Here is a 25,100-nt window from a genome sequence, read left to right on the forward strand (position 1 = left end):
CCCCGCCGCGGACGGTACGCAGTTGATCCGTACCACTGTTCAGTCGCCGAGCCGGGCCAGCCGACCCGCCACCTCGTCCCGCGCGGCCAGACCCATCCGTTCGAAGAGCGCCAGCGCCTGCCGCCAGTAACGGCGCGCGGCGTCCGGGTCGGCCTCCGTCACGCACGCCCCCAGGCCGTCCAGCGCCCGGGCCTCCTCCATCGCATAACCGACCCGCCGGGCGATCGCCAGGGCGTCGCGGTGCAGTTGTCGGGCACCCGAGACGTCACCCATGGCGAGCAGGACGGCACCGAGGTCGTTCGAGATGGCCGCGACCGCGGGGGCATGACCCACCTCGCGCGCCATGGCGAGGGCCGCCAGGAAGGACTCCACCGACCGCTCCGACCGTCCCCGGCGCCGTTCGAGCAGGCCCAGGATCCGCAGCACCTGAGTCTCCTCGGAGCGCATGCCGTACTGCCGGAACAACCGCAGCGCGATGGTCAAAGCCCGATCGGCCGCGTCGACCTGGCCCAGGCCGGTCCGCGCATGGCCGATGTCGCGCAGGCAGATCCCGACGAGCCGGTCGAACCCCAGTTCCACCGACAGTTGCAGAGCCCACCGGGCATGCCGGAGCGCCTCTTCGTGACGGCCGCACTCGTTGAGCATGCCGGCGAGGTCGGAGTTACGTGCGGCGATGTTGCGCCCGTAGCCCAGCCTCCGCCAGGTCACCAGGGTCAGCCGAGTCTGCCTGATGGCCTCGTCGGGCCGGCCGAGTCGGATGAGGGGGCCGGCGATGTTCGCGCGTACCCGTGCCTCGCCCCGCACGTCGCGGATTCGTTTCTGGTACTCGAGCATGGTCGACAGCCGCCGCAGCGCCTCGCGGTACCGGCCGGTGCGGTAGAGGGCGGACGCCAGATAGTTGCTCAGCAGTGCGACCCCGCGCTCGTCGCCGGCCTGCTCGGCGACGGTCATTCCTTCGGTGTGCACCGCGATCAGGTCGTCGTAGTAGTTGCGGTGATAGAGGAACGGCCAGCTGACGCGGGCGAGCAGCCAGGCGCGCTCCGGTTCGCCGATCGCGGCGGCGGTCCGGACCAGCGCTCGCAGCAGGGGTCTCTGCTCCTCCAGCCAGTCCGCGTCGGCGACTGCCCGTTCGACGAGGTCCGGGCGGAGCACGGGACCGGTGGGATAGTCGTGGGTGGCGCTCTCGGTCTCGCCCGGGCCGTTCAACCGGGCGGCCGCGTACAGGTGGAGATCGATCAACCCCGACGCCGCTTCGTGGCGCTCCTTTTCGGACAGGGCGTCAGCGAGGGTGGCGGCGTACCGGCGGACGAGGTCGTGCAGCCGATAGCGGTCCGGTGCGGGCTCCTCCACCAGGTGCACATCAACCAGCTCGTCGAGCAGGTCCTGGGCGTCGCGCAGGGACAGACCGCCCAGCGCCGCGGCCGACACGGCCCCGAACTGCCCGGCCGGGTGCAGGCCGAGCAGCCGGAAGAGCCGCTGGGTCGGCTCGCTCAACTGGCCGTACGAGAGAGCGAACGCGCTCGCCACCGTCCGGTTCTCGGCCGCCAGCTCCGGAAGCACCGCCTCGTCCAGACGCCGCACCAGGTCGGCCACCGCCCACCGGGGCCGATGGGCCAGGCGGGCGCCGGCCAGGCGGATGGCCAGTGGCAGGTAGCCACACAACCGCGTCAGCTGCCGAGCGGCTTCCGGCTCGCGCGCCACCCGGTCGCCGACGATGCTCCGGAGCAGCCTGAGTGCCTCCTGCTCGTCCAGCACCGGGAGGGACTCCGGATGCCCGCCGTCGAGGCCGGCCAGTCGGCGCCGGCTGGTGATCAGGCAGAGACCGGTCGCCGTGGCCGGCAGCAGCGGTGCGACCTGGGCGCTCGACGCCGCGTTGTCCAGTACCACCAGGATCCGGCGCTGCACCAGCTCCGACTGCCACTGCGCGGCCCGGTCCTCGGGATCCGGCGGGATGCGGCTCGGCTCCACGCCGAGCTGCCGCAGCAGAGCCAGCAGTGCGGCACCCGGCGTGAGCGGATCCCGTTCACTGTGACCCTGCAGGTCCAGGAAGAGCTGACCATCCGGATAGTCGCTCCGCAGCAGCGTCGCCAGCCGGATGGCGAGCGTCGTCTTGCCGCTTCCGGCCATGCCGTCGATGACCAGCACGTTGGTCCTGGCGGCGGCATGCAGGAGCCGGGTCACCATCTCCGTCCGGCCGGTGAAGTCCTCGACGCCGCGGGGCAGGCGATACACGGGTACGGCCGGCAGCCGCGCGGCCGGTTCCGGCGTCACCTCTCCGCGCAGGATCCGCCGGTGCATGTCCTGCAGCGCTGGACCGGGCTCGACGCCGAGTTCCCTGCGCAGGAGCGTGCCCGCCCGGCGGTATTCCGCGAGCGCGTCGGCCTGCCTGTCCAGCCGGTGCAAGGTGAGCATCAGCTGGGCCCGCAACCGTTCGCGCAGCGGATGGCGCTCGACCAACCCGGTCAGCTCGCCGACGATCTCCCGCGCGTTTCCGCCGGCCAGCTCGAGCTCGATCCAGTCCTCGACGGCGGTGCCGTGCTCCTCGTCGAGGACCGCGGCGAAACCGCGTAGCACCGGCGCCCCGAGGCCGGCCAGCGCGGGGCCCCGCCACAGCGCGAGGGCCTCCCGCAGGAGCGCCGCGGCCTGCTCCCGAGGCGTGCCGTCGGAGCGGGCCCGGCTCGTCAGCCGGGTGAACGTGTGCAGGTCGAGGTCGTCGGCACCCACCACGATGCCGTACCCGGCGGGATCCGTCCGGATCGCCCCGGGCGGCAGCAGCCGGCGCAGCCGGGACACGCACGTGTGCACCTGGGCCCGGGCCGTGGCCGGTGGGTCGTCCTCCCACACCGCGTCGATCAGGTCGTCCAGGCTGACGATGCGGCCCTCGTGCAGCAGCAACATCGCCAGCATCGTCCGGTCCCGGCCCGCGGTGACGGCGACCTCGACGCCGCCGTCCACGACGGTGAGCGGCCCCAGAATGCCGAATTGCACCGAAGGCCCCTCCCCCGAAAGCGATCGACCCCCGAAGATACCCGCGATAGCGGACCGACAGCCGGATGAGAGAGCGGCACCGCATGCTTCTGCTCAGGCTGTTCCGCTCCGTGACAAGGTCACCCCCCTTTCGGAGTGGGGCGGCCGTAACGGGGATGCACAGCTCGTCCGCCTCAGGCGGGCGAGCTGTTCACGTCTTCGGGGGACTACGCCGGTTGGACGACTCCCCGTGCCGGAAGTATCGTCCCGAGGGTTTGCAACCCCTGACGAACGGGATCTTTGTCATGCGACGCACCCTTCTCGCCGCCGCCCTCGGCGGCCTCCTCCTCACCGGAGCGGGCTGCGGCAGCGACGACACGACGGAGTCCGCGGCGCCCGCCCCGGTCGCTCCGGCGGCCTCCTCCACCGCGGCGACCACTACGCCGCCGCCGGACTACTCGGCGGACACGAAGAGGATCTGCGACCGCGTCGACAAGATCTTCGACGCGGCCCTGAAGGGCTTCGGCACCGAGCTGGGCAAGATGATCGCGTACAAGGAGGCCGACCAGGCCGACAACGCGAAGGCGGCGCAGCAGGCGGCGGGCAAGGAGCTCAAGGAGGCCGCCGCGAAGGTACGCAAGGAGACCGCCGCGGCTCAGGACCCGAAGCTCGAGGAAGCGGGCGCCTCCACGGCCACCCGCCTCGCCAAGAGCGCCACGGACACCAAGCTCTTCGACGGCATCAAGGCCGAGAAGGACCTCGACAAGGTCCTCCAGAGCGCCATGACGAACTGGCTGAGCCCGGTGGCCGGCCGCTGCGCCTGAGGCCCGGGCCGGCCTCTGGCGGCTGAGGCCCGGGCCGGCCTCTGGCGGCTGAGGCCCGGGCCGGCCTCTGGCGGCTGAGGCCCGGGCCGGCCACTGGCGGCTGAGGCCCGGGGCCGGCCGTCCCCGGGTGTGGTCAGGCTCCCTTGGCGATCTGCAGGACGGGCTGGGGGCGGGTCACCTCGGCGAAGAAGTCGTTGCCCTTGTCGTCCACGACGATGAAGGCCGGGAAGTCCTCCACCTCGATCTTCCAGACCGCTTCCATGCCGAGCTCCGGGTACTCGAGGACCTCGACGTGTCGGATGCAGTCCTGCGCGAGCCGGGCCGCCGGGCCGCCGATCGAACCGAGGTAGAAGCCGCCGTGGGCCTGGCACGCCTCGGTCACCTGGCTGGAGCGGTTGCCCTTGGCCAGCATCACCAGCGAGCCGCCGGCCGCCTGGAACTTCTGCACGTACGCGTCCATGCGGCCGGCCGTCGTCGGGCCGAACGAGCCGGACGCGTAGCCCTCGGGCGTCTTGGCCGGTCCGGCGTAGTAGACGGCGTGGTCGCGCAGGTACTGCGGCATGGGCTCGCCCGCGTCGAGGCGCTCGGCGATCTTGGCGTGGGCGATGTCGCGGGCCACGACCAGCGGGCCGGACAGCGACAGGCGGGTCTTGACCGGGTACTTCGCGAGCTGGGCGCGGATGGCGTCCATCGGCTGGTTGAGGTCCACCCGGACGACCTCGTCGGTCTCCAGCGTCTCGTCGGTCACGTCCGGCAGGAACCGGGCCGGATCCGGCTCCAGCCGCTCCAGCCAGACCCCGGACGGGGTGATCTTGGCCAGCGCCTGCCGGTCGGCCGAGCAGGAGACCGCGATGGCGACCGGGCAGGAGGCGCCGTGCCGGGGCAGGCGGATCACCCGTACGTCGTGGCAGAAGTAGCGCCCGCCGAACTGCGCGCCGATGCCGAAGTCGCGGGTCAGCTCGAGGACCGCGGCCTCCAGCTCGACGTCGCGGAAGCCGTGCCCGGTCATCGAGCCCTCGCGCGGCAGGTTGTCCAGATACTTCGCGCTGGCCAGCTTGGCGGTCTTGAGGGCGTGCTCGGCGCTGGTGCCGCCGATCACCACCGCCAGGTGGTACGGCGGGCAGGCCGACGTCCCGATGAGCCGCAGCTTCTCGTCCAGGAACGCCATCAGCCGCGCCGGGTTCAGCAGCGCCTTGGTCTCCTGGTAGAGGTACGACTTGTTGGCCGAGCCGCCGCCCTTGGCCATGAAGAGGAACTTGTACGCGTCCGGCTGACCGCCCGGGTCCTCCGCGTACAGCTCGATCTGCGCGGGGAGGTTGGAGCCGGTGTTCTTCTCGTCCCACATCGTCAGCGGGGCGAGCTGCGAATACCGCAGGTTCAGCCGGGTGTACGCCTGGTAGACGCCGAGCGCGATGGCCTGCTCGTCGGTGCCGTCGGTCAGCACGTGCCGGCCACGCTTGCCCATGACGATCGCCGTACCCGTGTCCTGGCACATGGGCAGCACGCCGCCGGCGGCGATGTTGGCGTTGCGCAGCAGGTCGAGCGCGACGAACCGGTCGTTCGCCGAGGCCTTGGGGTCGTCGATGATGGCCCGCAGCTGGGCGAGGTGCGCCGGGCGCAGGAAGTGCGCGATGTCGTGCATCGCCTCGGAGGTCAGGTGCGTGAGCACGCCGGGGTCGACGGTGAGGAACCGGCGGCCGCCGGGACCGTCGACCACGTCCACGCCCTCGTCCGAGAGCAGTCGGTACTCGGTGGTGTCCTCGCCGGTCGGCAACAGCGGCGAGTACGAGAAAGCGGCGGCTCTGCTCATGACGGGCTAGCCTAGGCCAGCGCATGCCCCCTGTGCGAACCCGCGGGGTCCTGCCCACATTCCGGTTCGATCACCGTGCGGTCGCCGACCCGTACGCAAGGTAGGCCATGTCGCGTCCGGAGACCAGGATCAGGCCCTCCGGGCCGGCCGCGAAGACCGTCGCGTCGGTGCGGGCCTCGGTCAGCACCTTGCCGGTGCCCGGGCCGAGCGCGACGACCCGGGCCGGTTTTTCCTCCGTCACGATCGTCGCGTACGGGGTGAGCGCCGCCGCGGCCCCCGCGCCGACGCCCCGGCTCCACACCACCGACCCGCGGCTGAAGGAGCGGGCGCTGAGCGTCTTGGCGTCCGCACTGCGGATCAGCGCGTACGCGTTGTCCACGGCGAGCACGCTCTGCCCCTTCTGGCCTCGCCAGAGGTCCCGGCCGTCGTGCGCGGCGATCAGCTGCTGGCGCCCGGTGGGGTCGACGCCGAGCACCACGTCCGAGCCGCCCGCCGGGTCGCGCTCCTGCTTGCAGTCGGCGCCGTTGTCGGCCGTCCGCAGGTTGAGCCCGTCACGCTGCCACACCGGCCGGCCCGAGGGCGGGTCGTGGGCGATCACCTCGTAGTAGCAGGTGCCGTCCCGTGCCTCGCCGTTGACCGTCAGCACCCGGCTGCCGACGACCGCGACGCGCTGGTGGCGGCCGGGCGTACGGGTCTGCGCGACCCGGCCCTGCGCGGTGTCGACGATCTGCACCTTGCCGTCGCCGGGGAGCCCGATGAGGTGCGGCAGCGGCAGGGGCCCGCCGGCCCGGGCGTCGACCCGCTCGGCGGCCAGCGGCCGGGTGTCCGGCAGGTCGGGGTTCGAGGCGTTGAGGACGAACCCGATGCCGGGGGTGGCGACCGTCCACATCGGCTTGCTGCCGTGCGGCTCCCAGGCGCTGAGCTCGCACTCGCCCGACTCGGGACAGCGCAGGTCGAGGATCGCGTCGGCGTACGTCCAGACGGCCGTGGCCGCGGCGTCCTTGCGCCGCACCGCGCCGGTGGCCGGGTCGAGGACCTCGTAGCCCTTGGTCAACAGGCGGCCGACCACGACGACGGCGTCGGATCCCGTGCCGGCCACGCCGGCCCAGTCGGCGTCGGACTTCCACAGCCGCACGCCGGCGGTGAGCCCGTACGCCTCGACCGACGTGCGGTATTCCACGACGGCCGTGCCGCCGGTGATCGTGACGCTCTGCGGCGAGCCGCCGATCGCCGTCTGCCAGCTCGCGACCCCCTCGGCGATCGGGTCGCTGCGGGTGATCCACGACCAGAGCCGGGGGAAGGGGTTCCACACGCCGGTGGTGGCCAGGACGATGACGACCACGAGGCCCACGAGCGCGATGCTCTTGGGGTTCGGACCGCCGGAAGCCACGCCGACACGGTAACGAGATCAACAGGACGCGCCGGTCAGCCCGATAAGACCGTGTCGATGCCTTATATCCCGCTGGCGGCCCGCACCAGCGGCGTCGTCCGGTACGGCACCTGCTCGGCCAGCGCGATGATGGTCGAGGCGCGCATGATCCCCTCGTACGCCAGCACGTTGTCGATCACGCGCTGCAGGTCGGCGTTCGATCGGGCCACGATCCGGCACAGCAGGTCTCCGCTGCCGGTGATGGTGTGCGCCTCCAGCACTTCCGGGATCTCCACGAGGTGCTCGGTGACGGCGGTGTGGCCGTAGCGCTGGGAGATCTCCAGGGTCACGAAGCTCATCACGCCGTAGCCGATCGCCGCCGGCGAGACGTCCGGCCCGAAGCCGCGGATGGCCCCGCGGGCGATCAGCTTGTCCAGCCGGGCCTGGACCGTGCCCCGCGCCACGGCCAGGCGGCGGGACAGCTCGAGGACGCCGATCCGCGGCTCGGCGGCCAGCAACGCGAGCATCCGGCCGTCGAGGGCGTCGAGGTGGACATCTTGCACAGTCATGATGCCTTCAGACCCTACCGAATGCGCAGCCTGGCCACCGGAGAACCCCAGCCGCCGAGCGGGAGCGGGTGACGCGCCAAAACCTGTAACACTGTCCTCGTGACCGAAGCAAGAGATCACGTCCCGCCGGCCTACGGACCGCCGGGCTACGGGCCACCGGGCCGGCCCGCGCCCGGGTGGGGGCCGCCGCCCGTGCCGCTGGGCCCGGACGGCCGCCCGCTCGCCGACTTCGGCACGCGCCTGCTCGCATACATGATCGACGCGGCGATCGTCGGGGCCGTCGCGACGATCCTCTTCCTGCCGCCGATGATGTGGCTCGTCGTCCGCGGGATGTCCGACATCGCCGCGCGCAGCGATCCGGGCGAACCCGGAACGCCCGTCGTCGTGCCGCCCGAGCAGGTGTTCAGCGAGTTCTTCGTGCCGTTCCTGCTGCTGGAGCTCGGCATGTTCGTGTTCCTGCTGGTCGGCTACTACGTCTACTACGTCGAGATGATGTTCCGCAGCGGCCGGACGCTGGGCAAGAAGCTGATGAAGCTCCAGGTGGTGCCGCTCTCGCCGGGCGCCACGCTGACCCGGGGCATGGCCACGCGGCGCTACCTCGTGGAGTGCGTCGCCGGTTCCTTCGTGCCGTTCCTCGGCCTGCTGGACGGGCTCTGGCAGCTGTGGGACAAGCCCTACCAGCAGACCCTGCACGACAAGGCCGCCAAGACCATCGTGATAAAGGTTGCGCCATGAGTGCGCTTCCCGCCGGCTGGTACAAGGACCCGGCCGATCCGTCGACCCAGCGCTGGTGGGACGGCGAGGGCTGGCTGGGCAGCCCGATACCGGCGGACCAGGAACCGCCGGAGGGGCCGCCGCCCGCGCAGGAGCCCCCGCAGGAACCCTCCCTGCCGGGCGTGCCCGCGACTCCGCCCGGCACCGATCAGCCGCCGCCGGTCTGGAGTCCGCCGCCCGGCTACCCGCCACCGCCGCCCGGCTGGCAGCCCCCGCCCGGCTACCCGCCGCCCCCGCCGGGGTGGCAACCGCCACCGGGCTACCCGCCGCCCCCGCCGGGCTGGCAGCCCCCGCCCGGCTTCATGTATCCCTACCCGGTGCAGGCCCGGCCGCACGGCATGGCCCTGGCCGGGCTCGGCCGGCGGCTCGTCGCGCGCCTCGTCGACATCGCCGTCGTGCTGCTGCTCAACGTGGTGGTGAACGGCTGGCTCGCGTACCAGTGGTGGCTCGAGGTCGAACCGCTCGTGCGCACCGCCATGACCGACCGGCTCGCCACGCCGGAGCCCGCCTCCGTGCGCTCTCAGTGGATCATGATGACCATGCTGCTCGTGGCGACCGCGCTGTGGTTCGCCTACGAGGTGCCGGCGCTCGCCAACAGTGGTCAGACCCTCGGCAAGCGGCTGCTCGGGGTCAAGGTGGTCAAGCTGGAGGACACCACCTCGCTGGGCTTCGGCCGCGCCTTCCGGCGCTGGGGCCGGCTCGGCATGTGGACGCCGCTGTGGGGTTGCTGGGGGATCGGGTTCCTGGCCCAGCTCGTCGGCTCCGGGTCGGTCCTCTTCGACCAGCAGCTGCACCAGGCCCTGCACGACAAGACGGCCGGCACCGTGGTGGTGGCCGCGCCGTCCGGCCGCACCGCCAACCCCGTCCCGGCCACGCCGGAGAACGCCGACGATTCCACCGGAGGAGAACGATGACCAGGCTGACCCGCGCGGACCTGGACGCGCTGCCCGTGTACGTACCCGGGCGCAACGTCGCCGACCTGGCCCGCGAGCTCGGCATCGCCGAGGCGATCAAGCTGGCCAGCAACGAGGTGCCGTTCGGCCCGCTGCCCGGCGTCACCGAGGCGGTCGCGGAGGCGGTCACCCAGTCGCACCGCTACCCGGACATGGGCGTGGTGCAGCTCCGCGACCGGCTCGCCGAGCGGTACGGCGTCAGTCCCGACCGCATCGTCACGGGCTGCGGCTCGGTCGCGCTCGCCGAGCACCTGGCGAAGGCGACCTGCCTGCCCGGCGACGAGATCGTGTACTCGTGGCGCTCGTTCGAGGCGTACCCGATCATCTCCGCCGGGGTGGGCGCGACCAGCGTGCGCGTGCCCAACACCGCCGAGCACGGGCACGACCTGCCGGCGATGGCCGACGCGATCACCGACCGGACCCGCCTGGTGATCGTCTGCAACCCGAACAACCCGACCGGCACCAGCGTCCGCCGGGCCGAGCTCGACCGCTTCCTCGACACCGTCCCGGACGACGTCCTCGTGGTGCTGGACGAGGCCTACCGCGAGTTCGTCACCGACGACACGATCCCGGACGGCCTGGCCGCGTACGGCGACCGGCCCAACGTGGTGGTGCTGCGGACGATGAGCAAGGCCTGGGGGCTCGCCGGCCTGCGCGTCGGCTTCCTCGTGGCGCAGCCCGACGTGGCGGTGGCGATCCGCAAGGTGCTGACCCCGTTCTCGACCAGTCTCGTCGCCCAGGCCGCCGCGCTGGCCGCCCTGGACGCCGAGGACGAGGTCAAGCGGCGCTGCGCCCTCGTCGTCGCCGAGCGCGAGCGGGTCACCGAGGCGCTGCGCAAGCTGCTGCCCGAGGTGCCGTCGAGCCAGTCGAACTTCGTCTGGCTGCCCCTGGGCGACCGGGCGGCGGCCTTCGGTGCCGCCTGCGAGCAGCGCGGGGTGATCGTCCGCCCGTTCCAGGGCGACGGCGTGCGGGTCACCATCGGTACGCCGGAGGAGAACGACGCGTTCCTGGCGGCCGCCGAGACGGCCCTCTGAGTCCGGCATCGTTCCCCCGGCCGGGCGAGCCGTTCCCCCGCCGGAGCGAGCCCGCAAAGTCGGCGAACCGGACACACCGTGCGTCGTCGCCCGGATCAGCCGGGGCGGCGCGAGGATGGGAAAGGGGAGCACGAGAAGGGGGAACGGTGTGACGACGCGCGCGACCGAGCTGCTGCGGGTGGTGCACGCCCGGCCCGGCGTCACCCGGGCCGACGCCGCCCGGCTGATCGGCGTCGGCACCGGCGCGACCACCGAGCTCGTCGGGCGGCTCGGCCAGGCGGAGCTGCTCGCGGAGGGTCCGGCCGCGCCGAGCGGAGCCCGCGGCCGTCCCACGACCGCCCTCATCCCGCACCCGCGCGGCCCGCTGATCGCGGCGACGTCCATCACCCACGAGGCCTGGCGGGCCGACGTCGTGGAGCTCGGCGGCGGCATCCTGGCCACCGTGGGCGAGGATCTCGACGGCCGCGGCGGCGACGAGGTCGTGGCGGCGATCGGTACGGCGGTCGCCGCGCTGCGTACCCGGTTCGCGGGCCGGATCCGTGGCATCGGCATCTCGGTTCCCGGCACCGTCTCCCGCGATCTCATGCTCGACGCCAGCAACCTCGGCTGGCACGACGTCGACCTCGCCGCCGCGTGGCCCGGCGCGGAGATCTTCGTGGCGGGCAACGACGCGACGCTGGCCGCCTCGGCCGAGTCGCACCGCGGTGTGGCGGTCGGCGCGTCGGTGGCCCTGCACCTGCGGATCGAGGCCGGCCTGGGCGGCGCGGTGGTCAACGGCGGCCAGGTCCTCGTCGGCGCCCTCGGCGCGGCCGGGGAGTTCGGGCACATGCCGTTCGGCGACCCGGCGGTGCTGTGCCCGTGCGGCGCCCGCGGTTGCTGGGGCACCGCCGTCGCCGGTTCCGCCCTGGCCCGCCTCCTCGGCCACGAGCAGCCCCGCGACCCGGTCTCGTACGCCCGCCGGGTCGTCGCGGCGACGGACGCGGCCGCCCGGGACGCGACGGCGACGGTGGCGGCCGCCCTGGGCCGGGGCATCGCGGGACTCGTCAACGGCCTGGACCCGGACCTCGTCACGCTCGGCGGGCTCGGCGTGGATCTGCTGGCCGCGGCCCCGGACCGGATCGAGGAGGCGTACCGGGCGGGGCTGATGGGTTTCCGCCGTGCGGCGCCTCCGCCGGTGCTGGCGGCGGCGCTCGGCGACGACGGCCCGCTGGCCGGCGCGGCCGAGGAGGCGTGGACCGCCCTGCTCGCGAACCTCGTCTAGATCGCGGCCAGGACGTCGGGGTCGATCGTGTAGTAGTGGTCGTGCTCGTCCGGGTCGGCGCCCGCGCCCGGCCGCAGCCGTTCGAGCGCGACGGCGGTGTCGGTCACCTGCCACAGATGCGGCTTCCACGGCTCGACCCGCTCGTTGTCCGTGTACGCCGGGAACCGCGCGAGCTGCGCGCCGGTCCGTGCGTCCAGGGTCACCAGCTCCAGGGCCGAGGTGAGCAGCACGACCTTGTTCGCGCGTACGCCGAGGATCCGGGCGTCCCCCGGCCAGCTCCACGACGCCCCGCCGGAGGCCGTCACGGCGCCTCCCGAGGTGGCCAGGACGAGATCGCCCGCGGCGGTGGTGTCGGGCCGGTCCAGGGCGGCGGCGCGGCGCGGGCGGCGGTCGCCGACGAGCCAGCCCTGGCCCGAGGCGTCGCGCAGCCCGCCGCACGCGGACCGGGCCACGTCGCAGCCGAGCGGGATCGACGGGCCGCGCGGCCAGCCGCGCACCGCCGCGCCGGAGAGGACGTCCCAGGCGCCCGCGCCGCAGACGAAGCGCCCACCGGCGGTGACGAACGAGTCGTCCGCGCACCCCGGGGGCAGCTCCGCGGTCCAGCGTGGTGAGCCGTCCGCGGCCGACCACGCGAGCAGCCTGCGCCCGGCCGCCACCAGCACGCTGGTGCCCGCGACGTGCAGGCCCGGCGGCGCCCACACCGGTTCGGCCCCGGTGCGTCCGGCGAAACCCGGACCGGCGGGACCCTCGGCCCGCCAGGCGACCGTGCCGGTACGCGCGTCGAGCGCCACCAGTTCCCCGTCGGTCCACCGGCTCACCACCGTGGTGCCGATCGCCACCACCCCGCTGACCTGAGCCGGCCACCGCCGGAAGGACCATCGTGGGGTGAGCATCGTCCGGGAGTCGACCGGGCCGTCGGCCTTCACCAGGCGCTTGCCGGCGTACACCCGGATCCGGCCGTCGACGATCAGCGGCGCCTGCGTGGTCTTGCCCGTGACGCCCGGGGGCCGGACCGCCGCCACCGGATAGGGCTCGGTGGCCGCCTCGAGCACCTCGGCGGGTCCGAGCACCCGCCAGCCGATCAGGGCGGCGGCCGCGAGCACGACGACCGCGGCGAGGGCGCGCAGCAGGTTCCGGGTCACCCCCGGCACAGTAATTCAGGCGGCCGCGGCGAGGTCGTCGAGGTCGCGGCGCAGCGCGCCCTCGACCGTACGCGCGGCCAGGCCGCCGAAGACCAGCGCCAGGAACCGCCCGGCCGGGGCGGTCGGCTCGCCGTCCTGCACCACGGTGACCGTGGTGGCGCCGCGATGCCGTCCCTCGACCACCGGCTCGAACGTGTAGGTCATCCGGTATTCGGCGCCGATGCCCGGGGACGCCACCACGAACCGCTCCGGAGCGACGCACTCGCGCACCCGGAACTCCTCGGTGATCTCCTCGCCGTCGGCCATGGTGCGGGTCTCCCGCCACACCGTGCCGGCGGCGAACGCACCGGAGGTCAGCAGCTCGACGCGGGTGACCGTGGACAGCCACTCGCACCGCTGGGGCAGGTCGGTGAAGACCCGCCACACGTCGTCGACCGGCGCCTCGACCAGCCGTGTCACCGCGACCGTGGACATTGCGTGACCTCCCGGGTACACGGTACGGGGAGTCGCCCCTCAGAGACAGACAGTTCCGGTGACCTTCTCCGGTGTCGCTCAGTCCTCGGCGCCGCCGTTGATCAGGCCCAGCCGGATCAGCTCGGTCAGCGGCTCCAGCACGTTGCCGGCGCCGAACCCCACCCACAGCGGCCGCGCGTCCTCCCGCCTCGTCCGGGCCGGCTCGACGAGCGGCAGCGGATGGGTCGCCGCCAGCACCTCGGCGACGTCGGCCACCTCGCCGCCGTCGACCGCCAGCGCGCAGGCGACGAGCACGTTGAGGAAGCCGTGATGGGTGAAGCCGGTCTCCGGGTCGGTGTGCCGCAGCGCGTGCCGCAACCCGGCGGCGAGCTTGAACGGCAGCTCCCGGTCCCGGCACGCGCAGATCACCGCGGCCAGCTCCACCGGGGTCGGGAACAGCTCGGCCGCCAGTCCCCCGACCCGGAACTTCGGGCGGATCGCCACCCCGTCGGCGCGTGCGGCGGCGACGGTGTCGAGGGCGGCGAGCAGGCCCCAGCTCAGCGGGATCTCGGCGTACACCCGCAGGCCCTGCTCCTGGGTGGCGAGGTCGCGCAGCGCGTCCAGGCCGGGCTGGGGATCCTCGCCCCGCCGGGCCACCAGCGCCTCGGCCTGCGTCACCACCGCACCGGCGGCGCGCAGCTTGCCGATGGCGACGGGCAGGGCGGCGATCGCGGCGTCGTTGACCACGGCCACCGGCAGCCCGCGCGGCGACACTTCGAGATCCACAAACGACGCGGGCACGAGCAGGGCGCCGACGAGCGGGGAATACCAGGCGGCACGGTGCTTGCGATGCGCCGCCACGGAGTCGGCGACACCACCCATGGCCGGCGGCAGCATGGACGCATCGTCCACGAGCCCGGCGAAAAGCGGCGGCACCTGGGTCAACACGCACTGAACCTAGTGGACTCCGCGGGGGCGGGGAACCCCCGTGGCTCCCCGCCTCCGGCCTCCGGCGCGCCCTGTTTCCGGCGGGCGACCCACACCGGACCGGGTTGCCGCGGCCGTACCTTCGTGGCAACCCTGCCGTCACGCTAGGTCAGTTAAGTTGATTAATCAATAGCCGTCCTTCGGGGCAACGACATTGACCTTCATCGAGGTATGCTCCTACCGTCCGGCTGATTGTTAAATATGTTGCTGATTCGGGGAGGCGCCGGTGACACGCCTGGCGGGATCGTCCAAGCTGCTGCGCGCCATGAACGCGAGCGCGGCCCTGGCACACCTGCTGGAGCAGGGCGAGCTCACCCGGGCCGACCTGCGCACCCTGACCCGGCTCTCCACCCCGACCATCTCCGAGGTGCTGCGCAGGCTCACCGACGCCGGCCTGGTCTCGGTCGTCGGCTACCACAGCGGTCGCCCCGGCCCCAACGCGGAAATCTATGCCGTCGACCCCGGTGCGGCGTACGCCGCCGCGCTGTCCGTCCGCGACATCGGCGCCAGCGGGGCCCCGTCGGTCGTCGCCGCCCTCTGCGACCTGACCGGCGAGGTCCGTGCCCGGATCGAGCGGCGGGTCGACTTCCTGCGTACCGATCCGCGGGCCGCCCTGGTGGAGGCGGTGGCCGGCCTGCGCGCGGAGGCCGGCGTCGCCGCCGACAAGATCCACCACGTCCAGCTCGCCGTCGCCGGATCGTACGACCCTCGCGCCGAGACCATCCGCCACGTCGACGTGCCCGGCTTCGCGCGCCCGGGCCTGATCCCGGAAACGGCCGCGGCCCTCGGCACCCGCGTCGGCGTCGACAACGACGTCAACCTCGCCGCGGTGGCCGAGCGCCGCCGCGGCGCCGCCCGGGACGCGGACGGCTTCGCCCTGCTCTGGCTCGGCCAGGAGGGCCTCGGCCTGGCCATCGACATCGCCGGCACGCTGATGCGCGGCGCCCGCGGCGGCGCCGGCGAGATCGGCTACATGCCGCTGTACGCCCCAGGCTCCATCCACCGCAAGGTCGACCTGCAGGACCTCGTCGGCGGCGCGGCGATCATGGCGCTCGGCCAGGACCACGGCATCGCGGGCCGAACGCCCCTCGACATCGTCACCACCGCCGCCACCGCCTGGCGCGAAGGCGACCCCACCGCTCCGGGCCGGGCCGGGCCGACCGACGCGGGCCGGGCGGGAGACTTCATCACCCAGCTGGCGGACCGGATCGCGGTCGGCCTTGCCGCGGTGATCGCCGTGCTCGACCCCTCGCTCGTGGTGCTCGCCGGACCGATCGCCCAGGCCGGCGGCGACACCCTGCTCGCTGCCGTCCGGTCCGCGGTCCGCCGGGCCGCCCCGCTGGAGAGCACCATCGCCGTCACCACGATCGCCGAGGACGCGGTCCTGCTGGGCGCCCTCGACGCCGGGCTGACGGCGGTGCGCGAGTCCCTGATCGCCGCCATCCGCGACAACCAGGTCTGACTACCGCCGGTCAGGCATGCCGGGTGAGGACCACGAGCTCCGCGACGGCGGCCACCGCCATGGCCGCGATCAGCGGAACGGGACCGCCGACCAGGGCGTGCACCACCAGCAGGACGGGCGCGACGGCGGTCGCGTACGCCACGAGGGCGAGTCTGCGCGCGACGCGTCGGAGCACCGCGCCGATCGGTTCGGGGCGGAGCTCCCGGGACAGCCACACCGCCACCCCGGCCAGGATGACCACGCCCATCACGCCCGCCCACATCCGGGCGACGCCGGAACTGGCCACGTTCATGACGGCACTGACCACGGCCGCGATCACCACGGCGTTGGCGCCGAGGAGCACCGCCCGCCGGATCGCATCCGCCGTGGCCTGGGAGCGGTCCAGCACCGGACCGACCGGCAGGCTGACCTCCGGAGAAGGGAAGACCGACCCGGACCCGTGCCCCGCCGAGCCCGGCGCCCGCCCCGTCCAGTCCGGCGCACCCGAGCCCGGCACCTCGCCTTCGACACCGGGTTCCCGGGGTGATGAACCGGGTGGCTGGACTGCCGGCCCGGGTGGCTGGGCTGCCGCGCCGGTGCCGTGCGCCGGCGGGCCGGGTGGCTGGGCCGTCGGGTCCGAGGGGTGAGCCGACGGGCCGGGCTGGGCCGTCGGATCGGAGGGCGGAGCCGGCGGGCCGGGCGGCGGGGCCGACGGGTCGGGTGCCGGTGGCAGCGTCGCCTCGTCGGCCAGCTGTTCCAGCGCGGCCGCCCAGCGCCGCCGTTCCAGGCGGACGATGCCGACCTGGCGCTGGGCGTCGCCGATTCCCGCGTCCAGGTCCAGGGCCTCGCCGTATCCCCGCTGCGCCAGGTCGAACAGGCGCAGGCGGGCGGCGACCACGGCGAGGACGAGGTGCGCCTCTGCCTCCCGCGGGGCCAGCCGCACGCCGTTCCAGGCGGCGTTGAGCGCCTCCTGGCCGTTGCGCGACTCGCTGAGCAGTGCGGCGCCCGTACGCTGCGCGAACGCGTCGGCGGGCCAGCGGGTGAGGATCTCGGTGGCGGTGTGCGCGGCCTCGGCGTACCGGCGGTCGTCGGTCAGCGCCATGGCCCGCACGACGAGCGGTTCGAGCGTGCCGGGCGCGGCCGCCGTCGCCCGGTCCGCCGCCTCCAGCGCCGCCACGGCCTGACCGGCGGCCACATGCAGCCGGGCCAGGGTGGTCAACAGGCCGGGGTCGTCGGGCGCCGCAGCGAGACCGGCCGCGATCTCCCCCGCGGCCTCGTCGTAACGGCCCAGATCGGCGAGGAGCAAGGCTCTCTGCCGGTACTCCTCGGGCGTCGTCTCCGGCTCGGACGGGGTGGTGGGCTCGCTCGACACCCATCGAGCGTAGGTCGTCTAGTGCGTGATCACCCTGTGCGGGGTGAGCCGGCAGACCACCCGGACCACATCCGGCGCGTCGAACGTCCACGGGCGGTCGTCGTACTTGAGGCTCAGCTCGTTGATCAGCTCCGGGCCGCCCTCCTCGTCGAGCGTGACCGTGCCCTCCAGGGTGAAGTAGAAATACGGCTGCGCCGGGTCGTATGCACACACCGACACCCGCGGATCCCGCTCCATGTTCCGGGTCTTCTTCCGTCCCCGTACGGTGGAGAAGATCAGGTCGTCGCCGTCCCGCTTCATCCAGATCACGGTCGACTGCGGGCTGCCGTCGGCATTGATCGTGGTGACGACGGCGAACGTGCGACCGTCGATCAACGCGCGGACGGTGTCGGGCAACGAGATCGTCATGCCCCGATCATGCCGCACCCCCGGGGACCCCGCGCTGAGGTGGCCGTCACCGGACCGAACCAGCCGCGTGAGGTGGCTGTGCGTTTGTCAGAGTGCGCGGAGCAGTGCGGTCGCGATGGCGGCCAGGCCCTCGCCGCGGCCGGTCAGGCCGAGGCCGTCGGTGGTGGTGCCGGAGACCGTGACCGGGGCGCCGACCGCCTCGGAGAGCACCCGCTGCGCCTCGTCGCGGCGCTTGCCGATCTTCGGCTTGGCGCCGATGACCTGGATCGCGACGTTGCCGATCTCGTAGCCGTGCTCCCGGACCCGGCGCGCGGCCTCGCTCAGCAGGTCGACGCCCGCCGCACCGGCCCAGCGGGGCTCCGAGGTGCCGAAGTTGCTGCCCAGATCCCCGAGCCCGGCGGCGCTGAACAGGGCGTCGCAGGCGGCGTGCGCGGCGACGTCGGCGTCGGAGTGCCCGGCCAGGCCGGGCTCGCCGGGCCACATCAGGCCCGCCACCCAGCACACCCGGGTGGGGTCGAAGGCGTGTACGTCCGTACCGATGCCGATGCGCTGGTCCACGCCGTCAGGCTACGCGGAGCAGCGCCTCGGCGATCACGAGGTCCAGGGGGCGGGTGATCTTCATGGCGAGGTCGGAGCCCGGTACGCAGACGACCGGCGTCCCCGCCTTCTCCACCATCCCGGCATCGTCGGTGTGGCTGACCCGCCCGCCGTCGCCGACGGGCCCGACCGGCCCCGCCGCGCCGAGCCGGGCGTCGGGCCCCAGCCCGTGCGCCGCGGCGAGGACGTCGTGCCGGAAGCCCTGCGGGGTCTGCACGCTGCGCAGGACCGAGCGGTCGACCGTACCGAGGACGGTCTCGCCCGGGCCGACCTCCTTGATCGTGTCGACCACCGGAAGTACCGGGATCACCGCCGGATGCCCGGACCGTACGGCCGCGGCCACGGACTCGACCAGCTCGGACGGCGTCAGGGCGCGGGCCGCGTCGTGCACGAGGACGATCTCGGTCTCGGCCGGCACCGCGGCGAGCATCGCGGCGACCGAGTCCTGACGTTCCGCGCCGCCCGGCACGACGACGACCGGGGCGACCGGCGCGAGGAGGGCACGGACGGCGCCGACCTCGGCGGCCGGGGCGGCGACGACGATCATGCGCACCGAGGGGGCGGCCGCGACGCGGCGGACCGCGTGGACGAGGAGGGGTTCGCCGGCGAGCGGGCGGAGGGCCTTGGGGGCTCCCGGCCCGAGGCGGAGTCCGGAACCCGCCGCCGGAATGAGGACCGCGACGTCACCGCGAGCATTCAGCTGCGCGGTCACGTCGCGGTCCTCAGTTCGGAGATGGTGCTGGAGAGGTGGTGGAACGTCAGGCCTCGGTGAGCACCTTGTCGAGGAGGACTTCCGCCTCGTCCTTGGTGCTCTTCTCGGCGAGGGCCACCTCGCCGACGAGGATGTCGCGGGCCTTGGCGAGCATGCGCTTCTCCCCTGCCGAGAGACCACGCTCGCGCTCGCGACGCCAGAGGTCACGAACAACCTCGGCAACCTTGAGCGGGTTGCCGGAGGCGAGCTTCTCGAGATTGGCCTTGTAACGCCGCGACCAGTTGGTCGGCTCCTCGGTGTGCGGTGCGCGGAGGACGTCGAAGACCTTGCCCAGGCCTTCCTCGCCGACCACTTCGCGCACGCCGACGATCTCGGCGTTCTCAGCGGGCACGCGGACCGTCAGATCGCCCTGGGCGACCCGCAGGACGAGGTACTGCTTCTCCACGCCCTTGATCGTTCTAGTCTCGATTGCCTCGATGAGTGCGGCCCCGTGGTGGGGGTAAACAACGGTCTCGCCGACACTGAAAACCATAGGTTCGAAACCCCTTTCGCTGTGTCTAGGGTAACACGCTCAGGCAGCGATGTCCCACCCAGACGGTGACTGTTAGTGCAGCTCAGGGGCCCTGTGAGCCGTCTTTCTACCGCTTGACATGCGGCCGAAGAACTGCCTCAGTCACCCAGCGTGATGAGTTCGTGACCACCGGACTCAGCGAGTCGGATATTCCGGACCTGGAGCTTTTGTGAGGTCAAGCTTATCGCTAGCGGCCGGAACGTCCCACCACTGGCGGTCGGGGCCCTGAGTGGGGGAGGCTGGGTGCACGGTCCCCGCAGCACGTGAGACTCTGCGGCAGAGGGGAGGGTGAGCCATGGGCAGTTTGAGCGACAACGGCGGCGGCTGGCCGGGCGACGGCGGCTCCCCCGACGGCCTGCCCGGCCTTCCCGAGGAGTGGGGCGTCATCGTCGTCCCGGACGACCTGTCCGAGCTGTCCGACGAGGTCACGGCCGTTCAGGCGGAGCTGCACCGGGCCCGGCGGCAGACCCGGTGGCAGCGGTTCGCCGACCGCCCGGGCATCCGGGTTCTGCGCCGGCTGAGCGCGGCCGGCCTGCGCGCGCCGGTGCTCATCATCTCCATGGCGATCGTCGTGACGATCGCCAGCCTCTTCGCCTCCGCCTGGTCCGGGCCGTCCCGGTCCCCGGCGACCCAGCGCAGCGCGAACACCACGGACGAGGGCCCGGAGATGCTGCCCGCCCTCGAGCTGATCGGCACGGACGGGCAGCCGGTGCCGCTACGGGGCCAGCTCCCGGCGGTCATCCTGCTCACCGAGGGTTGCGACTGCGACAAGCTCGTCGCGGAGACGATCGCCGCCGTGCAGGCCGGGATCGCGGTCGTGACGGTCCACGGGCCGGCGCCGGCGGCCACCAGGCACACCCCGGCCACCAACGCGACGCCCCAGGCACAGGGCAAGACCGTGCTCGAACTCCGCGATCCCGCCGGCGGGCTGCGCTCGGCCACCGACCTGAACCGCCCGGACGGCACCGCCGCGGTGCTGCTGGTCGGCCGCACCGGCGAGATCGTCCGGAAAGTCCCCCGCGCGGCCACGGTCGCCGTCTTCGAGCCCGACCTGGCCCGGCTCCCCGCCGGATAGCGGTTCCCCGCGGGAGCCGTCAGACCCGGCGGAGCAGGACGCCGTAGAGAGTGAGGCCGGGGCCGAAGGCCAGCATCACCACGTGCCGGGGAGGCTCACGCCTGCGGCGCAGTTCCTCCAGCACCAGCAGGACCGTCGGCGAGGAGCAGTTCCCGTACGCCGCCAGCACCCCGCGGGACGCCGCCAGGTCGTCGTCGGTGAGGCCGATGCGTTCCTGCACCACGTCGAGGATCCGCGGGCCGCCAGGGTGCACCGCCCAGCCGTCCACCTCCCCCACCGCCAGCCCGTTGCGGCGCAGCAGGTCCTCGACCAGCGCGCGTACGTGCACCGACAGCACGTCCGGGACCTGGGCCGACAGCCCCATGCGGAAGCCCAGGTCGGTGACGTCCCAGGTCATGTGCCCGGCCGTGGTCGTGTCCGTGAGGGCGGTGACGTCGCTGACCGCGTACCCGCCGACGGCACCCGGCGTGAGCACGACGGCGGCCGCGGCGTCCGAGAAGAGCGCGTGCGAGACGATCTGCTGGATGTCCGCCCGGCTGTCCGGCGGTTGCAGGTGCAGGCTGGTCAGCTCGGTGCAGAGCAGCAGTGCCGGCCGGCCGCGGGCCGCCACGAAGTCCGCCACCGTGCCGAGGCCGGGCAGCGCCGCATAGCAGCCCATGTGCCCCACGAAGAGGCGTTGCAGCGCCGGGGACATGCCCATGTCGCGGGCGAGCAGAATGTCGAGGCCGGGCGTGGCGTAGCCGGTACACGAGCAGACCGCGAACAGGCCGACCTCGTCGGCCGCGACGCCCGCGTCGGTGAGCGCGCGGCCGACCGCCTCCTTGCCCAGCGGCACCGCCTCGACCTGGTAGCGGCGCATCCGGCGCTCGGTGGACCAGTCCGACACGTCCTCCAGCAGCGGGCTCACCGCGGCCTGCCGGGTGCGGACGCCGGAGTTCGCGAAGATGCGCCGGGCCAGGCCGCGCCGGCCGCCCGCCGCGTAGTGCCGGGCGAAGTACCCGTCCCAGAGCTCGTCCTGCACCGTCGAGGGCGGCAGCGCCACGCCGATGCCGGCGACGACCGCCTGACCACTTCCGTTCACATGCGCCTCCCCAGGCCGACCCCGTGCATACCCACGCCGGTCGATCACCAACGCGGGGCGGTGCCCTGCGAGTCCGGATCTCCGCCCAGCGCCGCGACGCCGAGCCAGTCGGCGCAGACGTCCGAGGTCGCGGGCTGCAGCGAGCCCGCCCGCGCGTCCCGGTAGAGGCGTTCCAGCGGATGGCCGCGGCGCATCGCCGACGTGCCGGCCGCTTCCAGCATCGAGGCGGCGACCTCGGCCGCGGTCGTGCCCGCGACCAGCTTGGCCCGCCACACCCAGCGGTTGGTCTCGGCGTCGCCGGGCGCCTCGTCGACCCGGCGGGCGGCCTCCATGACGGTCAGGTGGGCGGCCGCGACGGCCGCGTCGGCCCGGCCGAGGCGCGCGCGTACGGCCGGCAGGTGCCCCAGCTTGCGGGCCTCGACGTGCGCGGCGGCGGCGTCCACGGCCGCCCGGGCCACCCCCACGTAGACGGCCGCATAGCTGGCCACCATCCAGTGCGGAGCGAGCTGCGCGACGACGAGCGCGAGGCCCTCCACGCCGCCCAGCAGCGCCGTCTCGGCGACGGTGACGTCGACGTGGACGTCGTGCGAGCCGGTGGCGCGCATCCCGAGCGCGTCCCAGGTCGGCTCGACCGCCACCCCCTCCCCGGCCGGCACCAGGAACTGCGATACCTGGGACGGGTCGGCGGCGCTGCGGGCCGCGACCAGGTACGCGTCGGCGTACCCCGCGCCCGAGCAGAAGGTCTTGGCGCCCTTGATGTGGTAGCCGTCGGCGGTCCGCTCGTAGCGGGTCGCCATCTCGGAGAGCCGTGAGCCCGCGCCGCGCTCGCTCATCGCCACGGCGTACCAGCTGCCTTCGGCGGCGGCGCGCAGGTAGTTGTCGCGGGCCTCGAGGGCCTCGGGCGGCAGCCCCAGGGCGTCGGCCAGCTCGTCCGTCACGCCGCTGAGCGCGCCCGTGACGGAGGCGTGCATGTTGAAGACGAGCGCGGTGGCGCCGTTGCCGCGGGCCAGCTCGTACGCGACCGCCGCATAGTCGGCGAAGCCCGCGCCCATGCCGCCGAGCCGGGCCGGGACCATCAGGCCGAACAGCCCCGAGCGGCGCAGGTCGGCGAAGTCCTCGACGGGGAACGAGCCGCTCCGGTCGTACTCGGCGGCCCGGGCCGCGAACCGGGGCGCCAGTCTGCGAGCCTCGTCGGCCGTCACACCTGCACCTCCCCGTGCGAACCCCGTTTGCGGCCGATCCCCTGATAGAGCACCTGCGTGGAGCGGGTCGGCACCATCCGGCCCAGCCGGCCCGACACGGTGCCGGTCGGCAGCGCCAGCCAGCGGATCAGGCCGGGAACGCTCGGCCGGATCCCGCGGACCCGCAACCGCACACCGTGCTTCGCGCAATGCATGGTCAGGTCCCTCGGATCGACGAACAACTCGGGATCATGGATGCCCACCGGCGCGGCGCCGAACCGCTCGCCGAGTGTGACGGATATCAATCGCCCGAGCCGGGTGGCGTTGATCGTGTCCAGCACGAGCAGGCCGCCCGGCCGCAGCACCCGGCACAGCTCGGCCACGGTGGCCGGCAGATCGGGCACGTGCTCGAGGATCTCGCCCGCCACCACCACGTCCGCGGACTCGTCGGCCAGCGGCAGCGCGGCGACATCGCCGGCCAGCACGGCCACCCCGCGGGACGCCGCCTGCTCCAGGCCCGAGCGCCGCAGGTCGACGCCGACATGGCGGTAGCCGAGGTGCTCGACGTGCGGGACCAGCAGGCCGCCGCCGCATCCGGCGTCGACCAGGACCGCGCCGGCCCGGGACGCGGCGGGCACCAGCGCCCCGCGCGCCGCCGCCAGCCAGTGCAGCAGTTCGAACCCGCCACCCGGGCGCCACCACTCGCCGGCGAGGTCGTCGTATTGACGGGGGTCGTTGCGCGCGAGGCGGGACATGTGATCGAGCGTGGCACGTACGCGGCGCAACCACCACACTGCACTCATGCCCGATCTTGTCGCTCTCCTCAGGGCGTCCCACGCCGAACCGGGTGGCGCCGTCACCCTCGCCATGACCCTGCTGGCCGTCGGCGTCGGGCACCGCGGGTGGGCGGTGGCCGGGGTCGCCGCGGCGGTCGGCGCGACGCAGCTCTCGGTGGGATGGGTCAACGACTGGCTGGACGCGGACCGGGACCGCGCCACGGGACGCCGGGACAAGCCCGTGGCGGCGGGGGCGGTCTCCCGGCGTACGGTCGGCATCGCCGGGTTGCTCGCCTCGGCGGCCATCCCGGTGCTGGGCCTGCCCTTCGGCGCCGCGGCGACCGCCTGCATCACGCTCGTCGGCGTCTTCGCGCTGCTCTACGACTGGCCGCTCAAGTCGACGCCGCTGTCGGTCGTGCCGTACCTCGTGGCGTTCGGGCTGATGCCGGCCTTCGTGGTGCTCGCCCTGCCGGGTCACCCGTGGCCGCCGGCGTGGCTGGTCGCGGCGGGTGCGCTCCTGGGCGGCGGCGCGCACTTCGCCAACGTGCTGCCCGACCTGGCCGACGACGCCGCGACCGGCGTGGTGGGGCTGCCGCACCGCCTCGGGGCCGCCTGGTCGCAGGTCGCCGCCGGCGCTCTGCTGCTGGCCGCGACGCTCACCCTGGTCTTCGGACCCCCCGGGCCGCCGTCGTGGCCGGGCATCGCGGCCGCCGCGGCCGCCGTCGTGGTCCTGCCGCTCGGCTGGTACGCGGGAAGGCGGGCGCGCCGGCGGGGCACTCGTCAGGTGGCCATGTTCCGTTCGGTGATCGTGGTGGCGCTGCTGGACGTCGCGCTGCTGGTGGGCAGCGGACGTGTCGTCTGAGCCTGGCCGCGGGGCGGATGGACGGGTCGGCGTACGCGCCGGATCTCGGCCCTCTAGGCTGATCGGCGGAGGATTCTCGATTTTCTTGGAGGACTGTGATGCGCTCGCTGGGAACCCGCCGCGCCTTCCTGGCCACGGGTGTCGCCACGGTGGCCGCGATCGCGCTCACCGGCTGCAGCGCCGGTCAGGTCGCTGAGACCGCCCTCAAGCGGACCTCCAACCCGGGCGTCAACGTCGACAACTCCGACCGGACCGTCAGCATCCGCAACCTCACGGTGCAGTATCCGGGCGTCACCGGATATGCGGCAGGTGCGAACGCGCCCCTGGAGCTGGGCATCTACAACCAGACCAAGCAGCCCGTCACCGTGATGGTGAGCAGCCGGCCCAGCGCCGACCAGGCGAACCGCAAGGGTCTGGTCTCGGCGCGGCAGGTGGGTCTCGTCGGCGGTGCCGCCGCCAAGCCGTCCGCGCCCACCACCGCGATCCCGGAGCCGTCGGGCAGCCGCCCGCCCGCGACCGAGCTCGAGGACGAGGGCGAGCAGGTCCCGTCGGCGGACGCGAGCGCTCCGGCGCCCGGTCAGACGCCCAGCACCGCGCCGGCGGCCCCGGCCGCGGCGGCCCGCCCGGCGCGCATCGAGATCGCCCCGCTGGGCTCGGTGACCTTCCAGCCGGGCGACACGGAGCAGCTCACGGCCATCGGCCTCACCGGCAAGCTCATGCCGGGCAACGCCCTCACCCTGGTGTTCGAGTTCAGCAACGGCGCGCAGCCGCTCGTCGTCCAGGCGCCGGTCAGCATCCCGCTCTCGCCTGCCTCCCGGGGACCGGCCGTCCCGGGCGAGCACGCCGAGAGTGAGGAGCAGGACAACACCCACGAGTAGTCC

24 protein-coding genes are annotated in these 25,100 nt (G+C 73.7%); 9 read left to right on the top strand and 15 right to left on the bottom strand.

Annotated features, from left to right (window positions below; all coding sequences use genetic code 11):
• Positions 1 to 39 precede the first annotated feature (39 nt).
• Positions 40 to 2,988 (bottom strand): AfsR/SARP family transcriptional regulator, encoded by a 2,949-nt coding sequence (locus IEY99_RS04595; protein ID WP_189199542.1) that lies wholly within the window; start codon positions 2,986 to 2,988, stop codon positions 40 to 42.
• 284 nt (positions 2,989 to 3,272) lie between these two features.
• On the opposite strand from IEY99_RS04595, the gene IEY99_RS04600 reads away from it, so the two are divergent.
• Entirely contained in the window at positions 3,273 to 3,791 is a 519-nt protein-coding gene (locus tag IEY99_RS04600; protein ID WP_189199544.1) for a hypothetical protein, read from the top strand.
• Positions 3,792 to 3,924: 133 nt separating this feature from the next.
• On the opposite strand, the gene IEY99_RS04605 is transcribed toward IEY99_RS04600, so the two are convergent.
• From IEY99_RS04605 to IEY99_RS04615, 3 genes are all read right to left on the bottom strand, one after another.
• Positions 3,925 to 5,601: a fumarate hydratase gene (locus IEY99_RS04605; protein WP_189199546.1), complete on the bottom strand. Its 1,677-nt coding sequence runs from the start codon at positions 5,599 to 5,601 to the stop codon at positions 3,925 to 3,927.
• Between the two features lie 70 nt (positions 5,602 to 5,671).
• Positions 5,672 to 6,991 (bottom strand): PQQ-binding-like beta-propeller repeat protein, encoded by a 1,320-nt coding sequence (locus IEY99_RS04610; protein ID WP_189199548.1) that lies wholly within the window; start codon positions 6,989 to 6,991, stop codon positions 5,672 to 5,674.
• 62 nt (positions 6,992 to 7,053) lie between these two features.
• Positions 7,054 to 7,539: an Lrp/AsnC family transcriptional regulator gene (locus tag IEY99_RS04615; protein ID WP_189199550.1), complete on the bottom strand. Its 486-nt coding sequence runs from the start codon at positions 7,537 to 7,539 to the stop codon at positions 7,054 to 7,056.
• Positions 7,540 to 7,638: 99 nt separating this feature from the next.
• On the opposite strand from IEY99_RS04615, the gene IEY99_RS04620 reads away from it, so the two are divergent.
• From IEY99_RS04620 to IEY99_RS04635, 4 genes are all read left to right on the top strand, one after another.
• Positions 7,639 to 8,274, top strand: coding sequence for an RDD family protein (locus tag IEY99_RS04620; protein WP_229798109.1), 636 nt, complete (start codon positions 7,639 to 7,641; stop codon positions 8,272 to 8,274).
• On the top strand, positions 8,271 to 9,227 hold the full coding sequence (locus IEY99_RS04625) for an RDD family protein (RefSeq protein ID WP_189199552.1): 957 nt from the start codon (positions 8,271 to 8,273) through the stop codon (positions 9,225 to 9,227). Before IEY99_RS04620 ends, IEY99_RS04625 begins: the two co-directional genes overlap by 4 nt.
• Positions 9,224 to 10,300 (top strand): histidinol-phosphate transaminase, encoded by a 1,077-nt coding sequence (hisC, locus tag IEY99_RS04630; RefSeq protein WP_189199554.1) that lies wholly within the window; start codon positions 9,224 to 9,226, stop codon positions 10,298 to 10,300. Before IEY99_RS04625 ends, hisC begins: the two co-directional genes overlap by 4 nt.
• A 148-nt stretch (positions 10,301 to 10,448) precedes the next feature.
• Positions 10,449 to 11,561 (top strand): ROK family protein, encoded by a 1,113-nt coding sequence (locus IEY99_RS04635; RefSeq protein WP_189199556.1) that lies wholly within the window; start codon positions 10,449 to 10,451, stop codon positions 11,559 to 11,561.
• Here the strand turns inward: IEY99_RS04635 and IEY99_RS04640 are convergent.
• From IEY99_RS04640 to IEY99_RS04650, 3 genes are all read right to left on the bottom strand, one after another.
• Positions 11,558 to 12,703: an outer membrane protein assembly factor BamB family protein gene (locus tag IEY99_RS04640; protein ID WP_189199558.1), complete on the bottom strand. Its 1,146-nt coding sequence runs from the start codon at positions 12,701 to 12,703 to the stop codon at positions 11,558 to 11,560. The two genes, IEY99_RS04635 and IEY99_RS04640, sit on opposite strands and share 4 nt — an antisense overlap.
• 15 nt (positions 12,704 to 12,718) lie before the next feature.
• Positions 12,719 to 13,177 carry an SRPBCC family protein gene (locus IEY99_RS04645; RefSeq protein WP_189199560.1) on the bottom strand — a complete coding sequence of 153 codons (459 nt, stop codon included), beginning with the start codon at positions 13,175 to 13,177 and terminating at the stop codon, positions 12,719 to 12,721.
• 78 nt (positions 13,178 to 13,255) lie between these two features.
• Positions 13,256 to 14,104: a hypothetical protein gene (locus IEY99_RS04650; RefSeq protein ID WP_189199562.1), complete on the bottom strand. Its 849-nt coding sequence runs from the start codon at positions 14,102 to 14,104 to the stop codon at positions 13,256 to 13,258.
• Positions 14,105 to 14,369: 265 nt separating this feature from the next.
• Between IEY99_RS04650 and IEY99_RS04655 the strand changes: the two genes are divergently transcribed.
• Positions 14,370 to 15,605, top strand: a complete 1,236-nt coding sequence (locus IEY99_RS04655; protein ID WP_189199564.1) for an ROK family transcriptional regulator — start codon at positions 14,370 to 14,372, stop codon at positions 15,603 to 15,605.
• Between the two features lie 10 nt (positions 15,606 to 15,615).
• Here IEY99_RS04655 and IEY99_RS04660 read toward each other — a convergent pair whose 3' ends face one another.
• From IEY99_RS04660 to IEY99_RS04680, 5 genes are all read right to left on the bottom strand, one after another.
• Positions 15,616 to 16,956, bottom strand: a complete 1,341-nt coding sequence (locus IEY99_RS04660; RefSeq protein WP_189199566.1) for a tetratricopeptide repeat protein — start codon at positions 16,954 to 16,956, stop codon at positions 15,616 to 15,618.
• 18 nt (positions 16,957 to 16,974) lie between these two features.
• Positions 16,975 to 17,364, bottom strand: coding sequence for a PPOX class F420-dependent oxidoreductase (locus IEY99_RS04665; protein WP_189199568.1), 390 nt, complete (start codon positions 17,362 to 17,364; stop codon positions 16,975 to 16,977).
• An 87-nt stretch (positions 17,365 to 17,451) separates the two neighbouring features.
• Positions 17,452 to 17,922, bottom strand: coding sequence for a 2-C-methyl-D-erythritol 2,4-cyclodiphosphate synthase (ispF, locus tag IEY99_RS04670; RefSeq protein WP_189199570.1), 471 nt, complete (start codon positions 17,920 to 17,922; stop codon positions 17,452 to 17,454).
• A 4-nt stretch (positions 17,923 to 17,926) separates the two neighbouring features.
• A complete protein-coding gene (locus IEY99_RS04675) occupies positions 17,927 to 18,673 on the bottom strand; it encodes an IspD/TarI family cytidylyltransferase (protein WP_189199572.1) in 747 nt (248 codons plus the stop codon).
• A gap of 46 nt (positions 18,674 to 18,719) precedes the next feature.
• Entirely contained in the window at positions 18,720 to 19,205 is a 486-nt protein-coding gene (locus IEY99_RS04680; RefSeq protein ID WP_041832964.1) for a CarD family transcriptional regulator, read from the bottom strand.
• Between the two features lie 334 nt (positions 19,206 to 19,539).
• Between IEY99_RS04680 and IEY99_RS04685 the strand changes: the two genes are divergently transcribed.
• Entirely contained in the window at positions 19,540 to 20,319 is a 780-nt protein-coding gene (locus IEY99_RS04685) for a hypothetical protein (protein WP_189199574.1), read from the top strand.
• 19 nt (positions 20,320 to 20,338) lie between these two features.
• Here the strand turns inward: IEY99_RS04685 and IEY99_RS04690 are convergent, their stop codons facing one another.
• From IEY99_RS04690 to IEY99_RS04700, 3 genes are read right to left on the bottom strand one after another with little or no spacing between them, the layout of a single operon-like run.
• The gene (locus IEY99_RS04690; protein WP_189199576.1) at positions 20,339 to 21,400 is read right to left on the bottom strand and encodes a type III polyketide synthase; all 1,062 of its coding nucleotides are present in this window, start codon (positions 21,398 to 21,400) and stop codon (positions 20,339 to 20,341) included.
• 44 nt (positions 21,401 to 21,444) lie between these two features.
• Positions 21,445 to 22,602, bottom strand: coding sequence for an acyl-CoA dehydrogenase family protein (locus IEY99_RS04695; RefSeq protein WP_189199578.1), 1,158 nt, complete (start codon positions 22,600 to 22,602; stop codon positions 21,445 to 21,447).
• Positions 22,599 to 23,336, bottom strand: a complete 738-nt coding sequence (locus IEY99_RS04700; RefSeq protein ID WP_189199580.1) for a methyltransferase domain-containing protein — start codon at positions 23,334 to 23,336, stop codon at positions 22,599 to 22,601. The genes IEY99_RS04695 and IEY99_RS04700 overlap by 4 nt, the downstream gene beginning before the upstream one ends.
• Before the next feature lie 46 nt (positions 23,337 to 23,382).
• On the opposite strand from IEY99_RS04700, the gene IEY99_RS04705 reads away from it, so the two are divergent.
• Complete coding sequence (locus IEY99_RS04705; RefSeq protein WP_189199582.1) at positions 23,383 to 24,219, top strand: UbiA family prenyltransferase; 837 nt, start codon at positions 23,383 to 23,385, stop codon at positions 24,217 to 24,219.
• A gap of 98 nt (positions 24,220 to 24,317) precedes the next feature.
• On the top strand, positions 24,318 to 25,097 hold the full coding sequence (locus IEY99_RS04710; protein WP_189199584.1) for a hypothetical protein: 780 nt from the start codon (positions 24,318 to 24,320) through the stop codon (positions 25,095 to 25,097).
• Positions 25,098 to 25,100 lie beyond the last annotated feature (3 nt).

It is taken from the genome of Couchioplanes azureus (assembly GCF_014648355.1).
Taxonomy (GTDB): Bacteria; Actinomycetota; Actinomycetes; order Mycobacteriales; family Micromonosporaceae; genus Actinoplanes; species Actinoplanes azureus.

Bases quoted from the DNA above. Each gene is read 5' to 3' on its own strand.
- IEY99_RS04705 (WP_189199582.1), top strand. From the start codon at position 23,383: ATGCCCGATCTTGTCGCTCTCCTCAGGGCGTCCCACGCCGAACCGGGT.
- IEY99_RS04615 (WP_189199550.1), bottom strand. From the start codon at position 7,539: ATGACTGTGCAAGATGTCCACCTCGACGCCCTCGACGGCCGGATGCTC.
- IEY99_RS04710 (WP_189199584.1), top strand. From the start codon at position 24,318: ATGCGCTCGCTGGGAACCCGCCGCGCCTTCCTGGCCACGGGTGTCGCC.
- IEY99_RS04685 (WP_189199574.1), top strand. From the start codon at position 19,540: ATGGGCAGTTTGAGCGACAACGGCGGCGGCTGGCCGGGCGACGGCGGC.
- IEY99_RS04700 (WP_189199580.1), bottom strand. From the start codon at position 23,336: ATGTCCCGCCTCGCGCGCAACGACCCCCGTCAATACGACGACCTCGCC.
- IEY99_RS04680 (WP_041832964.1), bottom strand. From the start codon at position 19,205: ATGGTTTTCAGTGTCGGCGAGACCGTTGTTTACCCCCACCACGGGGCC.
- IEY99_RS04645 (WP_189199560.1), bottom strand. From the start codon at position 13,177: ATGTCCACGGTCGCGGTGACACGGCTGGTCGAGGCGCCGGTCGACGAC.
- IEY99_RS04625 (WP_189199552.1), top strand. From the start codon at position 8,271: ATGAGTGCGCTTCCCGCCGGCTGGTACAAGGACCCGGCCGATCCGTCG.
- IEY99_RS04605 (WP_189199546.1), bottom strand. From the start codon at position 5,601: ATGAGCAGAGCCGCCGCTTTCTCGTACTCGCCGCTGTTGCCGACCGGC.
- IEY99_RS04665 (WP_189199568.1), bottom strand. From the start codon at position 17,364: ATGACGATCTCGTTGCCCGACACCGTCCGCGCGTTGATCGACGGTCGC.
- hisC (WP_189199554.1), top strand. From the start codon at position 9,224: ATGACCAGGCTGACCCGCGCGGACCTGGACGCGCTGCCCGTGTACGTA.
- IEY99_RS04600 (WP_189199544.1), top strand. From the start codon at position 3,273: ATGCGACGCACCCTTCTCGCCGCCGCCCTCGGCGGCCTCCTCCTCACC.